Origin of the sequence: Paenibacillus sp. 11B (assembly GCF_030487755.1) — a bacterium.
GTDB classification, from domain to species: Bacteria; Bacillota; Bacilli; order Paenibacillales; family Paenibacillaceae; genus Paenibacillus; species Paenibacillus vandeheii.
In genome coordinates this window covers 595,745-610,752 of record NZ_JAUKNS010000001.1, presented here as the reverse complement: position 1 = coordinate 610,752, position 15,008 = coordinate 595,745, and the positions used below count along the sequence as shown (strand labels likewise).

Genomic DNA, 15,008 nt, shown 5'->3' with positions numbered 1-15,008 from the left:
CTGCTTACTTCTATTATTAAGCTAACCCCATATCCCATTATGAGATTATCATTACAGACTATATTCAGAGAAAATCGACCTTCCTTAAGGCTTCTGCCCGGGGGAGGTCTTTTTTTTGATGTCAAAAGCAAAAAAGTTGTTAATGTCATATTGACAATATCGGATCTGTTTGTTATCATTTCGATAATATCATAATGACAATATTAAGAAATGGGGAATGAGCGATGTTTGGATTCCGATTCGTGAAGTTTCAACCCAGTGAATATGTAATGAAAGTGAAAAATGGTCAGGTGCAGCGTCAAGGTGTGGGTTTGTCCTTTTACTACTATGAGCCGACAACGTCGGTTGTGGTGTTGCCTGTATCTTCTGTGGATGTACCCTTTATGTTCGAAGAGATTACGGCGGATTATCAGACGGTTACGGTTCAGGGTCAACTGAGCTATCGTATTGTTGATTATATGAAAATCACCCAAAGCTTGAATTACACGTACAATTTGCGCAAGAACAGGTATATCTCCGACGATCCTGGCAAGTTGGATCAACGTGTGATTACGACCGCCAAGGTGCTGACCAAAAAACAGCTGGAGCAAATGCCTCTGAAGGAAGCCATTCAATCGAGTGAACGACTGGCCAGCAGCATGAAACGGGAAGTGGTACAGAGTGAGGAACTGGAGAAATTGGGCGTAGAGCTGATGAGTCTATCCATTCTCGCCATTTTGCCTAATAAAGAGACCATGCGTGCACTGGAAGCACAAGCACGGGAAGAGATTTTGCGTCAGGCCGACGAAGCATTGTATGTACGTCGCAATGCATCCATTGAACAGGAGCGTAAAGTGAAGGAAAACGAACTGAACACGGAAATTGCCGTTGAGACGAAGAAACAGCAGATTCGTGAAACGCAATTGCATGCCGAACGTTCGGTGAAACAGAAACAAAATGAGATGGAACAGGAACAGCTGCAATTCAATACGGCGATGGAGGAACGGAAGCAGCAGCTCATTGAATTGACGATCGCCAATCAGAATGCCGAAGCGGATGCCAAAGCCTATGAAATTGCTGCCGTGATGAATTCGTTACAGCATGTGGAACCTAGCGTGTTACAGGCGATGGCCAACATGGGTATGAACTCGGATAAACTGATTGCTCTTGCATTCCAGGAGCTGGCTGAGAATGCGGGGAAAATTGGACAGCTTAACATCTCGCCGGATCTGCTGCAAGGATTGATGAATCCACCGACAAGAGAGCAGGGAGGTCGGGCACGATGAGACTTGGGAAGGCAAACCAGACTGAAGCTGCACACACTGCGGGAAGTGAACCTATGACCGAATACAAGCTGATTTTAGTCAAACGCAGAACAAGGCTGGAAGAATTAGTGGTTCGTTATAATACGGTTCAACAAGCCCAGTTCTATATTGAACGTCTGGGGGCGGACTTCAGTGATTACCTGGAGGAAGATAGACGTTATCATCATTCCGTGCATCAGGCCCAGCAGCAGCTCAGCCAACTGGGTCGGGTTCAGACCATTGATCGGGAACATGTGCCCAACTTTATTTTTGGAGCACAGGACATTGTGGTCGTCGTCGGACAGGACGGTCTGGTTGCCAATACGCTCAAGTATGTGACCGAGCAGCCGCTTATTGGTGTAAATCCTGATCCAATGCGTTGGGATGGGGTATTGCTGCCATTTACGGTGGAGGATCTGAGCTTCATTATTCCCGATGTTATTCGTAAACGTCGGACTCTGAAAGAGGTGACTCTGGCCAAAGTGGAGCTGAATGATGGGCAGTATCTGTATGGTGTCAATGATCTGTTCATTGGCCGAAAGACGCATGTATCTGCTCGTTATGAAGTTCGTATCGGTTCATCGGTAGAACAACAATCTTCCAGCGGGGTGATTGTATCTACCGGAATGGGATCGACGGGCTGGTTCAAAAGTGTACTCGCAGGTGCTGCCGGGGTTGTGGGCTCGGAAGCGTGGCAGCACATCCAATCGGATGAAGCTTTCACCACCGATAAAGACAGCAGGAGCTTTCATCCAGGTCCGGAGCCTAAAGGGAAAGATTATTCAGAAGAACGTAGCCCTGGGACCGTATCTGAACAGGGAAGCATGAGCGGCTTGAATCACTTCGGTTGGGACGCGCCTTATCTGTATTTTACAGTACGTGAGCCCTTCCCCAGCCGGACGACTGCGGCCAATCTGGTGTTTGGACAGATTCATCCGAAACAGCCTTTGCACATGGTCTCCCAAATGCCAGAGGATGGCGTTATTTTTAGTGACGGGGTAGAACAGGACTTTCTCGAATTTAATTCCGGGGTGGAAGCCACCATTGGTTTGGCGGAGAAGCGTGGACGGCTGGTCGTCTGACCTTTATTTCCAAACCGTTTCCGACTAGAATGGTAATCTAGATGTAGAAGATATGTCAGGGAACGGAAAGAGGATTGACGATGCAATCGATATTGTTGGTTGAAGATGATGCTAAGCTCGCAGGATTGTTGGCGGCATATTTGATTCGGAATGGTTTTCAAGTGCAGATCGTAACTGATTTCCGTCATGTACTGGATGAATTTGTACAGATCGGTCCGGATTTGGTGTTGATGGATGTAAATCTGCCTCAGTTTGACGGCTATTACTGGTGCAGACAGATCCGCTCGCATTCCATATGTCCCATTCTATTTATTTCGGCTCGTGATAGTGGCATGGATCAGGTTATGGCGCTGGAGCATGGGGCGGATGATTATATTACTAAACCTTTTCAATATGAAGTAGTTCTTGCTAAAGTTCGTAGTCACCTGCGTAGGGCGTACGGGATGTATGCAGCTGTACAACCAGAGATGAAAGTGAAAAACGGCTCTATGATACTGTACCCCGAAAGATATGTGTTGGAGTACGGGGGGCGTTCCATGGAGCTGGCACAGAAGGAATCCGTGTTGGTCGAAGCACTGATGGCCAAAGCAGGGCGGGTAGTTAGCCGGGAACGTTTGCTCGAACTGATGTGGGAAGATCAGCATTTTATTGATGATAATACGTTGAATGTGTACATTACACGTGTTCGCCGCAAGCTGAAAGATCTGGGGGCTGAAGAGATTCTGGAAACGGTTCGCGGAGCGGGTTATCGGTTGCTTGATCTGGAGTCAGCTTCCCAGGAGGATCGACAATGAAACTGTTCTTAAGGGATCAGCTGCCCCTCATCGGATTTTATTTGCTGCAATTGCTGCTGGTCCCATGTGTATATTGGCTCTCAGGTGAAGAGCGGCCCATGAGGATCGTTCTTTATGGCATATTGCTCAGTACAGTGGTATTAATCGTATATCTGACCGTGCGTTATTTCCAGCTCCACCCATATTACCGTGTGCTCCAGTATCCACAACGGCTGGTACAGGAGCCTTTCCAATCGCTTGGAAGCGCTCCTGTGGCAGAAGCATTACAGGAATTGATGCATGAACTGGAGCGTAACCGTCAGAATGAAATCGGTCAATTGCGCAGTCACAATGAGCAGCAGGTTGTGTTTATGAACCGTTGGGTCCATCAAATGAAGACCCCATTATCGATCATACAGTTGACCCTGGAAGATGTGGAGGATACAACTGCTGGCAGCATTCAGGATGAACTGGATAAAATGCGCAAAGGGTTGGAAATGGTACTTCATTCTTCACGCCTGGAACAGTTCGAGGGGGATTTCCGTGTGGAACTTCTGTCTCTACCGGAGGTGGTTCGAAGCAGCATCGCTGAGAATCGTCGTCTGTTTATTCGCAGGGGAATTACGCCGGATTTCCGAATGGACAACAACCTTCAAGTCTATAGTGACTCCAAGTGGCTGCGGTTCATGTTTACCCAGATTTTGACCAATGCCGTCAACTACTCAGCCAGCAAAGCGGGTAAAAAAGTCATAATTACCGCCTATATGGAGGAAGAGCGAATCGTATTGGATATTCAGGATCAGGGGATCGGCATCTCAGCTGAAGATATTCATCGCGTGTTCAATCCTTACTTCACAGGAGAGCGGGGAAGACAGTATCATGAATCTACGGGTATGGGACTGTATCTGGTCCGTGAGATCAGTTCACGTCTAGGTAATCAGATTGAATTGTTCTCCAAACCGGATGAAGGAACATTGGTCAGATTCAGCTGGATGAATCGGAAATAGAGGCGCTTTGCCCATGGGCGAGGTGCTTTTTTTATGGATATAGGATTTCTTCATAGAATGGGAACATAACCTTAAACGCTGTGTAAGGAAAGTTTAAGGTAAATCGATAGCAGGGTTGTGGGAGGTCGTTTAGGATAAGGATATGAAAAACACAGATCGTTCAGTTGGAGGGGAAACACCTATGGAAATGTTGCAAGTTTCGGCACTTAACAAAGTGTATCAGGGCAAAGTGCAGACTCAAGCCCTTAGTGATATTCATCTGACCATCAAGCAGGGTGAATTTGTAGGAATTATGGGACCATCGGGCAGTGGGAAAACGACTTTGCTCAATATGGTTTCGACCATTGATGAGCCAAGCTCAGGCAAAGTGCTAATTAATGGCATGAATCCGTTTGATATGAAAAAGAAAGAACTCGCCATGTTCCGACGTCGGGAACTCGGGTTTGTATTTCAGGATTTCAATCTGCTCGATACCTTGACCGTTGCTGAAAATATAGTACTGCCATTAACGCTGGACAAGGTCAAGCTGAAGGAGATGGAGAGCAGACTCCATCGGATTACGGCTCAGCTTGGAATCGATCATATTCTGGATAAACGTGTCTATGAGATCTCGGGTGGACAACGGCAGCGTACAGCCATTGCCAGAGCTATGATTAATATGCCATCGATTGTACTTGCCGATGAACCGACAGGTGCGCTGGACTCGACTTCATCCCAAGCGGTAATGGAATCGCTTGAACAGATTAACCAAGAAGAGAAAACAACCATTATGCTGGTCACACATGATCCGCTTGCCGCAAGTTATTGCCATCGGATTGTATTTATCAAGGATGGCAAGCTCGCAGCGGAAGTGCATCGCGGAGATAATCGTCAGACGTTCTTCCAACGAATTATTGATACATTATCGTTCTGGGGAGGGAATTCGCATGAGCTTTCCTCAGTTCGCCTTTAACAACATTCGCCGAAACGGGCGAGCATACATTGCCTTTTTTCTAAGTAGTGTATTCATGGTCATGATCTTCTTCGCGTATGCCATGTTCATCTATCATCCGTATGTTGAGAAATTACCGATTGGCAAAACTACGGCAGCGGGAATGCAGGTCGCTTCGGTCATCGTCTATGTGTTCGCGATCTTCTTCGTTATGTATTCCATTAGTGCATTTCTGAAATCACGGAATAAGGAATTCGGTATACTGACCATTTTGGGCGCGGAGCCGGGACAGATTCGAAGACTGGTCATTTTGGAGAATATGTTTATCGGATTTCTATCCATTATAGCCGGGATCGGTGGAGGCATGTTATTGTCCAAGCTGTTTCTGATGTTAACCACCCGATTTATCGGTATGGATGATTTGCCTTTTTATTTTCCTGTAAAAGCGATGTTGATAACGGTAATTGCCTTTTTATTATTGTTCTTTTGCATTTCACTGTTCACACTTTTCTTTATCGGGAATAAGCGGGCGCTTGAGCTGTTAACCGGAACGAGCAAGCCCAAAAAAGAACCCAAAGCTTCTTGGGTGTTCTCTATTCTTGGGCTGGCTTTCCTGGCTACGGGATTCATTGCTCTATACAGCAGTTTGTCGAGTAAAAGCATTCTGATCGCTGCTGTGACAGGCATTGCGGGAACATATTTCTTCTACTCGCAGCTCTCTGTGCTCACCATACGGCTGTTGAAGCGTAATAGGAAACGGGTATGGCATGGGACACGCTTGCTGTGGATATCGGAGATGAGTTACAAAATAAAAGATAATGCACGTATGCTGTTTATGGTAACGGTGGTCATTGCGATTGCTTCCATGAGTGCAGTTGTCATTTTGTCGCTGGATCAGCAGAATCGACAAGTATTTAGAGACAATCATTTTCCAATTCGTTATAACGTGTACAACGCATCGGAAGAGCCGAACATGGCTCCTGTCAACGAGGTACTTGATGCTGCCGGTCTTCCATACCAGGATGCTTATCTGGAATACTTTTGGACAAGTGCGGATGGCAATGGAATCAGTGTGATGCCTTTGAGTGATTTCAACCAGTTCAACGCAATCCAGAACAAACCGTCTTATACTCTTGCATCCCATACCGGCATATTCATCGATTCCCGTAATATGGAGAAGCCTCGTCAACAGGAACGGTTCCATGCCTATGCCAAGGGCGATCAGTTAACGCTGGATACGAAATCAGAGCCTGCTAAAATCGATATTAAGTACACTGAAATTGAACCGGAATTCAACGGGCTTTTATATGCATCAGCCCTAGTTATTGTAAATGATGAAGAGTTTAATGCTCTTGCCGGACAAATGGACAAAGATGCAATTTCCGGTAAATACCTTTATCATATCCCTTCTTGGGGGGAAACCGTGCCCGATCGGCAATCATCTGAAGCAATGGTAAGCGATCGGCTGGAGGGCATGGATGAGATCATTAGAAATAGCTCTAATAATAAAGACTTTTCCGGCTTTTTCACGACGCGATATGCTGACTTTGAAGAATTCAGACAGACGACGGCGCTCTTTACCTTTCTGGGCATTTTCATCGGATTGATCTTCTCGATCTCCTCAGCCAGCTTTCTGTATTTCAGACTGCATACGGATCTTGAAGCAGATGGGAAAATGGTTCATTCTCTCTCGAAAATGGGTCTTAGCTTTCAAGAGATGAAACGATCATCCACGATCCAGATTGCGATTCTCTTTTTCTTCCCGATTCTGATCTCGATCATCGAAACCCTCGTTGTGGTTAAACCGTTCTTGAAGGAATTCGGTATTACCGAATATACGGTGCCTGTGTTAACCGTGTTTGGTGCGTTTCTGCTCGCGCAGACCTTCTATTTCTTCATTATTCGTTCAAGATATATATCTTCACTACGTAAAATGATGGTTTAGTGTTAGCGGTTTTTCGTTGTATTCCATTCACCTGGTGATGTACCCTGTTTTTGTTCTGTATGCTCCGGTTAATGGAGTGATAGATCATATATGAACATGAGAGGGGTCATCCCGGATGTGGACTGCATTCATGTGGGGCGGCATCTCCGCCTCGGCTGTTGTCATTGGAGCACTTGCTGCGCTATTTCTGAAGATTCCCAAACGAGTGATAGGCTGGATTATGGCTTTTGGTACTGGCACCCTGATTGGTGCGGCCGCATTTGAACTGATTGGAGACGCTCTGAATGATGGGGGGATTGTGCCGACCGCGATTGGATTTACTGCAGGGGCGGTCGTGTACACCATGTTCGATTTGCTCATTTCCAGTAAAGGGGGAGCAGGGCGCAAGCGTTCGGCAAGCGCCGGGAAGGGAGATTCCAACCAGAGTGGACTTGGCATTTTTGCAGGGACGGTCATGGATGCCATTCCCGAATCGATTATGCTGGGAGCCAGTTTGCTCGCCGGAAATGGTGTTAGTGTGGTGCTGGTTGTATCTATTTTTGTCAGTAATATTCCTGAGGGTCTGTCCAGTACGGTTGGACTGCAACGCAATAAATACTCCCGCTCCAGGATTATTCTCTTGTGGTTGGGCGTACTGATCATTTCTGCACTTGCAGCCTTGGGAGGGTATCTGTTTCTGGAGCAGCTGCCCGATGAGATGGCCGCGGCTATTGGGGCATTTGCCGGAGGAGGCATCATTGCGATGATCTGCTCTACGATGATGCCTGAAGCGTTCGAAGAAGGGGGACCCGTCGTAGGTTTTATTGCTTCAATGGGACTGCTTGTCTCCCTTTTGCTTGACATTTGATCGCGTGGGTTGGAATAGTGAATAGGAGTGCCTTCCAGATGATGATCTGGAGTAAGGTGCTCCTTTTTACGTTGCATTTCCTTGTGCTAAGCACTGGAGTTACATATAATTTTAGGTAGAACAACTGGGAAATGTTGAGTGGTTGCTTTTAGCGATGGCCAGCATACAGGGGATAGGCAGGGATTAAAATGAAACGTTTCGAAGATGAAGGGGCTTATAAATACAGCTTCTACGCTGTTCTTCGCCAAATATACCTTTGAAGAAGGCTTCCCATACCATCCCTGCGTATATCAAGAACGCCAAGAACAGAGAGCTGGTTGTCCGCACGTTGACCAAACTTCAGCACACGACAGGATGAACCGGTAGAACAGGGGTCGCTAAGGAGGATGATCATGAAATTTCGTATAAAGGTTACTATATTTGCAGTAATTATAGGCATGTTACTTATTCCGGCTTATTTCATTTTACAGACGTATGGTGTGTTTCAAAAAGAGAAGGTACTCTCTGACTATGCTCTTGCTGTCGATGTGAATGGGAGATCCTATGAAGCCTGGCCGCTCATCAACAGTTTCGCTGCCATGGATAAGGAGGAAGACAACAGGCAGTTATATTATCGTGTAGATATGAATCATATCCAATACCTTTATCACATCGCTTATCAGGAGTTTGATATTAAACCCAGTGAAGACAATCCCTATCTGGCTGGGACGATCCGCTATCAATCCACGGAAAACGAATATGTAAAAACCGAAAAGCAATATACCAATGCCAAAGATTATAAAACGGTGTTGAATTTTTATAATCGGGACAAAGAGGTGATTTATACTTATCCAAATACCGGAAAAGGGGATGGACAGCTGGTACAATCGATTATTCATCAGGGAATGAGCCGTTCCAGCAATGGGGGCAGTGAAGCTGCTCGTGATCCTTATATCAACGTTACGGCTTTGTTCCATGATAAGTTAGACATGGATGTGAAGCTGGATGTGGATGAAGAACATAAAGTCGTAACCATTCGAATGAATAAAGCGGAGGCGAGATGATGAATTTGTTTGGTGTACATAAAGGACCTACATATTTGGAAGGGTTGGTTCGGGAAATACCGGATGTTCAGACGCATGAAGTGGAATGGAAAGGCAAGTTGCAAGCACGGGATGGACATGACAAGTTCCATATTTTTTATTATGGTGACTTAACCGATGATGATCTGATAACCTGGCAGGATTCGACACCACTCATCGTATATGCGGAGCACACCGTAACTGGAGAACGCTACTTACTTATCGATTCAGCCAAACACGGTTATGATGCGATGTTGTGTGAGACATATCCGGAGGAAGACCTTAATAACAGGCCGCTACGCCCCTATTTGGACGTCGAAGGAGAAGATATTTTTGAAGTACAGCTCACTGCCTTTTATAACGTGCCATGGGATGAGGAGTTCGGGGAAGATGTGGACGAAGACGGAACCTACGAATTGATTACGGGAGAGAGTATGGATTTTGAGCAGGTGAAACGTGACGGTTATGATGCATTTGCCATTAGCATTATAAACCGCAAGGGTGTAGTGACCGAAATTGTACAGGAAGAACTGGCTTAGCCTGATTGAATTGCTGATCGATTGAATGAACTGTCGTGAATTGAACGAAACGATCGTAGGGAGATGTCGTGAATGTATATTGTATCTCATGCGTTAAAGCCCGTACCCGCTAAGGAACTGGATCATTTTGAAGAGCAGCATTTGATCGCGTTGCCTGTGTCTTATCGCCAATGGCTGGAACAATACGGGGAAGGGACATACACAGGCTGGATGAATGTGCAGCGGCCGGATCAGGAGGTACTAAAACCTTTTGCTGAATATGATTTTTGGATGCACACGGAGGATACGCCAGTCACACAGGAGCAGCTTAAGGAGTGTATCAGTATCGGCAGTTCGGTGGATGGTGATTTCCTGGCGATTCATCCAGATGTGAAGGGACTGCTATGGCTCCCGCGTCATGATGAGTCTATAATCTTGTGGTCGTGCTCAGAAGCTGACTTTGGAGAGACCCTGGACCGGATCTATTGCCGATATTACCATCAGGATAAACCGCTGGCCCCAGCGTATTTTGAACCCTGGAATGAGCTGCGAAACCATACGTTCTACCACTTGGTTAACGTCGAGCGCGAAGACTCTATGAAAGCACTGGCTGAGTTGTGTAAGAGCAAATTCAAGTGGGATGCAGTGCTTGAAAATGAGTACACATGTAAGCTGTTTATGGTCTCTAAGGGTGGGTATTTACGCTTTAATTATGCGAATGGCAGGGAAATTGCGCTTTTCTATGAAGAGATGCACGGGACGGACGGTGCAAAGGATCACGATCTGGATCAATTTTTGCTGGCACATCACTGTACAGTCGTCAATAGAGGTGGAGTGGAGGAATAAATATTGAGTTGGTTGAAAGAAGACATTGCAGAAACGTGGCGGAGTGAAGGCAAACGATACGCAAAGGATGTTAATGCATTTGTGCGCAGAGGCATGGCAGGAGAGCAAGTGGACGAATCGGAGCTGGAGGCGGACGCGCGAGCTCTGATTAGCACTGAAGTGTGGAATATGGTGAAGCAGGCCAATCTTCAAGGAGATTTGGAAAGGCTCCGGCTTGAACTGCCTGCTGCAACGTGGCCATTGAACGAAAATTTTCAATCTTCCATGCAGGCCGTGAGGGTAGTAGGATATCTGAACGCGGAAACGATTGTATTCACAATCGGTACCTTCACGGAGAATGGATGTGTATATACCGCTGATCAGCATGGTTGTTTGCCTTTCTCTCAGTATACCTTCGCAGGTTGTTCACCGGACAGTGCAGACTATGCGTTGGCCGGATCGGAAGATATTCGTATCATCAGACAGCCTGATCGCCATCTGGTAGGGCAAGAGCTTGCGGTATATCGCTGGGAAGATATCCAATCCAGTATTCAGCAGGCATTGCCGCGCATCGAATCCCTAGCTGACTGTGAGCATCCAGAGCGCACACTTGAAGGACTCATTCCATTTAATGATGGGAAATCCGTTCTTATCTTCTCCACTTATGGAATCTATCTGCTAGAGCAAGGCCAGGTATCCCTGCTGCACCCGGATCTTGCAGAGATTGAAGAATATGAGTTGGAAGACACACAGATTGATATGGGGCATGCGGCGGTCTCACGCGACGGTCGCTGGATTGCCTACGGCAGCCAGGTGAGTAATCATATGATTCTGGATCGCGAACAGAATAAGACGTATTCCCTTTATCCCGAATCCAGTTATCCTCATCATGCGGTGTTCACCACCGATAGCTTGAAGGTATGGTTTAATGCATGTCACTTTTATAACGGGGCTACAATACAAGTTCAGTTGGAAACGATCGATGGTAATGAGAGTAAGGAAGACTGGCCTGTAATGGATGAGAATGCCCGTGTTTACGCTGCTGTGGAAACAGATGCAGGCATGGTGCTTGGGGATGCATATGGATATTTATATTGTGTGAATAGTGACGGGCAGGAAGTGTGGAGACATTTTGTAGGCAGCACCATCTATTCCTTGGCGAGCTCTCCTGACCAGTCTAAGCTTGCTGTGGGTACGTTCGGGGGCATGCTGCATATCCTTGACCTGCACTCCCAAGAAATGGACGAATATGGGATCGGTACAGGAACTATCCGTGAGCTTGAGCGTTATGTGTTGTGGCGCGAAGAAGAACCTATACGCTGGTAAACCCCGCAATAACTTGATCTTAGATGAATGGGAGGGATGCTTCATGACACCTGAGGCTAGTGCAAAATGGAATGAAATGTTCGATGCGCTGAATGGGCTCCTGAATGAAAAAATCCAGGATGACGAAATTCGGCAGTTATACGAGGAATACCAGCATCGGGCGGGTGCTTCTGAACAGAGTCTAACCGCATTGGAAACGGAATATGGCGTCCGACTGCCGGAGGATTTCCGCGCCTTCTATCAGCGTAAGGACGGGAGTGGTTATGCATTTCATATTTTGTATCCGGGTGATGCGGAGATAGAGGAGTGTAATCCATTTTATCTGATGTCATTGAAGGAGATTCGGGAAACCAAACAATATTTCTGTGAAGTGGATGAGAAGTTGGACGAGTACTATTCCCCAGATGAGATCAGCAAACTGGACCCGGAGATTAAGCCCTACTTATTCCACAAAGAGTGGATTCCGTTTGCAACGATGGCAGGAGGCTCCCTTTATTTGATGCTTGATTTTGATCCAACAGAGAAAGGAACCTACGGGCAAGTCATTATGTATGTGCATGATCCGGACTTTGTTTATTATGTGTCTGAGACGTTTACAGACTTGCTGGAAGTGTCCAACCGTAATCTGAAGATCATGGATGAAATTGAGTATTGATGACGGGGTAGAGGTTAAGCCTTCATCATGCGTGGGTTAAAAGGTTGAACAAGGACAGGAGCTAATGTTAGCAGCTCCTGTCCTGCTCTTTTTAGCATTAAAAAATACGATGGCCGTGGAAACCACCGCCCGGTCCACCAGGTCCACCAGGACCCCCGGGTCCTCCACCATGTGGACCGCCCGGATAGCCTCCTCCAGGGAACGGGCCGTGGGGACCGCCAGGGTAACCGCCATGCCATCCTGGGCCTCCGATGGGAAGGGGCAGCGGAAACGGAACGATGGGTGAATAGGGGTATGGATAAGGATATGGATAAGGGTAGGGATAGGGTGGCGGTGGATAATAAGGGTAAGGATAACCCGCAGTTGGCGGGATAGGTACTGAACCAGGTCCGTAAGCCATGATGCATGCCTCCAGTGTTTAATTGATGATATCAGCCTATGCTGCGATACAATTGAGTGACACAGAAGGGTTAATAGTATGTGGTACGGGTGAAGGGGCTTCGGCATAAATGGGCTCACGCATAGAAGCCCAGAGCATAAGCTGGCGTATAGGTTATCACCTAAACCGAGAGCGAAGGGCAGGCGTTTTATTTTGGCAACCTCCTATATGGACTACACCTTACCTACCACCCAATTTACATTTGATGTGAACCAGAATCTTTTATTCAAAAAAGACGGAAATAACTATATTAACTTTCTCTCCATTCATCAATTAAACACATTGGGTAATGTATCCTTGTTGGATATTTTTCTTAGCACAGGTAATGTGGTTGAACCCCATATTCATCAAAATGCATCCGAGCTGGTGTATTGCATCAGTGGTTCAGCTGTCGTTTCCCTCATCAATCCATTTACCAATGAGTTGTTAAACTTAACGATTACCCCAGGCCAAGTAGCAAATGTTCCGCAAGGCTGGTGGCACTATGAAATTGCAACGGTAGATCAGACGCATCTGCTGGCTATTTTTGATGCCCCTGTTCCTGAAGCCATTTTTGGTTCGGACATTTTGCGTCTTACACCTGCAAGCGTCCTGGCCCATACGTACTGTCTCGATGAAAACAAGGTGAAGGAAACGCTTGCTCCCATTCAAAAAACAGTAATCATTGGGCCGCCTGTTGACTGTGCAACTCAAGTATCGCCGGCCACAAACAACATGCCACATCCGAATAGTCAGCCTAACGAACTGCCTTATGTGAATCGCCTTCCGTATTGGGGAACATGGGTAGATCCCCGTATTATTCACGAACCAGGCTGTCCGTATTATACAGAACCTCCGATGAATACGAATAATCAAAGGTAAGTGACAGATATAGCATATTATAAGTGAGGTCAATCCCAGTACATCGTCACGAACGAAAGTGTAGCAATTAGACAAAAAAGATGCATTCGCATGAACGCATCTTTTTTGTCTGTTTGTGTTCAAGTTATGATGTGTAGTTTCTTCCCAAGCCCAGCTCTGTCAGTAACTGACGATATGCAATCGAGGTACGGTCTGCGGGAATATGTGCTTCTGCATGCAGATCCAGCGGCAAATCCTCCGGTTTCTGTGATTCCACCATTTCACGGTCCTCCTCAAATACCTGCAAGTTAAACTTGATTGTCTCTTCAATTGGAGCATCCTTGTCAAAGTTACGCGTAATCGGACAGAACAACCGTGTAAAGCGTGCAGATATAGGTGAGGCGCAGTTCAGAATGTTCAGTTTGTCGTTATCCGGGAAGTGAACTGTAAGAGAGGCGGCGAATGGCGGAAATACGCGGAATTCACGCAGCCATTGAAAGCCTTCGGGGGCTACATTATCCTGACCTTTACCATAGTTGCTGACAGAACTCCAGTATTCGGCAAGCAGCTGATTGCCTTCACGTTTTACTTGGTATTGGGGCACTTCGGTGTTGTTCCGATCGCCAAACGTCTCTGTATGCACGTAGGCAAAATGGGATACATCCAGAAATCCCTCCATCTGACGTCCTGCTGAACCTGCGATATCAAAGTTCGGAGGCAGAATGTTGATATATTCCGGATCATCCCATCCTGGGAATGAAGGAATCTGCTCATCGTTTCCGGCGAGTGAAGTCCAGATCAGGCCATAACGTTCGACCGCAGGATATACGATAAGTTTCAGTTTGGGAGAAATTTTGGAGCTGGGATGTGCAGGCACGGCGGTGCATTTACCTTCACAGTTATAACGGAAACCATGATAGGGACAGACGATTTCGCCATTTTCTACCCAGCCCTTACTTAGCGGAGCACCACGGTGAAAACAAAGATCCTTGGCAACTACAACGTTGTTGTTGCTGCGATACAGAACCAATCTGACATCAAGCAATTGAGCGGCCAGTGGTTTATCTGTCACTTCACTTGCCTGAGCGATCGGATACCAATATTGAGATAAGACATGCCAGTCTTCAGCGGAGAACGTGCAGCCGCGGGGCAGTTCGGATGTAAGTTGGGGATTGGAATTGGAAGTTATCATGGAAGTCACTCCTTGCTGGGATAATGAATCGTTCGTTATTCATGTTAGGAAAGTTCACTTTGTAGTCGTATGTTACTACTCTTTTGTTCGGAGTATCAATATGTGCAATCGGTTTTTGTTTAAAATGACAAACAATACAGCGGACACCTAACATAAATACGGAATTATCTGCTTATACATAACGTTTTGCGTAAACTATATCCATGATGGGCAAGCTTCATTGAGGTTACTCATCTTACATAGTTGAGTTTTATGCTGTTTCAAATATGCTGAAGATTTTTTAT

General features: G+C 46.4%; 15 protein-coding genes. 13 read left to right on the top strand and 2 right to left on the bottom strand.

The genetic code is table 11. The features are described 5' to 3' along the window. Positions 1-224: 224 nt before the first annotated feature. The 12 genes from Q0V21_RS02655 (at position 225) to Q0V21_RS02600 (ending at position 12,253) form a co-directional block, all read left to right on the top strand. Positions 225-1,265, top strand: coding sequence for an SPFH domain-containing protein (locus tag Q0V21_RS02655; RefSeq protein ID WP_301877457.1), 1,041 nt, complete (start codon positions 225-227; stop codon positions 1,263-1,265). Further along, complete coding sequence (locus Q0V21_RS02650) at positions 1,262-2,365, top strand: diacylglycerol kinase catalytic domain-containing protein (RefSeq protein WP_301877456.1); 1,104 nt, start codon at positions 1,262-1,264, stop codon at positions 2,363-2,365. Before Q0V21_RS02655 ends, Q0V21_RS02650 begins: the two co-directional genes overlap by 4 nt. 80 nt (positions 2,366-2,445) lie before the next feature. Next, positions 2,446-3,159, top strand: coding sequence for a response regulator transcription factor (locus Q0V21_RS02645; protein WP_301877454.1), 714 nt, complete (start codon positions 2,446-2,448; stop codon positions 3,157-3,159). Continuing rightward, complete coding sequence (locus Q0V21_RS02640) at positions 3,156-4,145, top strand: sensor histidine kinase (RefSeq protein WP_301877453.1); 990 nt, start codon at positions 3,156-3,158, stop codon at positions 4,143-4,145. Before Q0V21_RS02645 ends, Q0V21_RS02640 begins: the two co-directional genes overlap by 4 nt. A gap of 181 nt (positions 4,146-4,326) precedes the next feature. After that, positions 4,327-5,097, top strand: a complete 771-nt coding sequence (locus tag Q0V21_RS02635) for an ABC transporter ATP-binding protein (protein ID WP_079349336.1) — start codon at positions 4,327-4,329, stop codon at positions 5,095-5,097. After that, a complete protein-coding gene (locus tag Q0V21_RS02630; RefSeq protein ID WP_301877450.1) occupies positions 5,072-7,021 on the top strand; it encodes an ABC transporter permease in 1,950 nt (649 codons plus the stop codon). The genes Q0V21_RS02635 and Q0V21_RS02630 overlap by 26 nt, the downstream gene beginning before the upstream one ends. Positions 7,022-7,136: 115 nt before the next feature. Next, complete coding sequence (locus Q0V21_RS02625; protein ID WP_079349334.1) at positions 7,137-7,868, top strand: ZIP family metal transporter; 732 nt, start codon at positions 7,137-7,139, stop codon at positions 7,866-7,868. A gap of 392 nt (positions 7,869-8,260) precedes the next feature. Further along, positions 8,261-8,911 (top strand): hypothetical protein, encoded by a 651-nt coding sequence (locus tag Q0V21_RS02620; protein ID WP_301877448.1) that lies wholly within the window; start codon positions 8,261-8,263, stop codon positions 8,909-8,911. Further along, a complete protein-coding gene (locus Q0V21_RS02615) occupies positions 8,911-9,468 on the top strand; it encodes a hypothetical protein (RefSeq protein WP_443146381.1) in 558 nt (185 codons plus the stop codon). The genes Q0V21_RS02620 and Q0V21_RS02615 overlap by 1 nt, the downstream gene beginning before the upstream one ends. A 72-nt stretch (positions 9,469-9,540) precedes the next feature. Further along, positions 9,541-10,293, top strand: coding sequence for an SMI1/KNR4 family protein (locus Q0V21_RS02610; RefSeq protein ID WP_301877445.1), 753 nt, complete (start codon positions 9,541-9,543; stop codon positions 10,291-10,293). 3 nt (positions 10,294-10,296) lie between these two features. Next, positions 10,297-11,598 (top strand): hypothetical protein, encoded by a 1,302-nt coding sequence (locus Q0V21_RS02605; RefSeq protein WP_079349330.1) that lies wholly within the window; start codon positions 10,297-10,299, stop codon positions 11,596-11,598. Positions 11,599-11,641: 43 nt separating this feature from the next. Next, positions 11,642-12,253 (top strand): SMI1/KNR4 family protein, encoded by a 612-nt coding sequence (locus Q0V21_RS02600; protein ID WP_079349329.1) that lies wholly within the window; start codon positions 11,642-11,644, stop codon positions 12,251-12,253. Between the two features lie 97 nt (positions 12,254-12,350). Here Q0V21_RS02600 and Q0V21_RS02595 read toward each other — a convergent pair whose 3' ends face one another. Then, on the bottom strand, positions 12,351-12,653 hold the full coding sequence (locus Q0V21_RS02595) for a hypothetical protein (RefSeq protein ID WP_301877443.1): 303 nt from the start codon (positions 12,651-12,653) through the stop codon (positions 12,351-12,353). A gap of 192 nt (positions 12,654-12,845) precedes the next feature. Here Q0V21_RS02595 and Q0V21_RS02590 point away from each other — a divergent pair, with 192 nt between their 5' ends. Next, a complete protein-coding gene (locus Q0V21_RS02590) occupies positions 12,846-13,553 on the top strand; it encodes a cupin domain-containing protein (protein ID WP_301877442.1) in 708 nt (235 codons plus the stop codon). A 124-nt stretch (positions 13,554-13,677) separates the two neighbouring features. Here Q0V21_RS02590 and Q0V21_RS02585 read toward each other — a convergent pair whose 3' ends face one another. After that, positions 13,678-14,724: an aromatic ring-hydroxylating oxygenase subunit alpha gene (locus Q0V21_RS02585; protein ID WP_079349326.1), complete on the bottom strand. Its 1,047-nt coding sequence runs from the start codon at positions 14,722-14,724 to the stop codon at positions 13,678-13,680. Between the last annotated feature and the right edge of the window lie 284 nt (positions 14,725-15,008).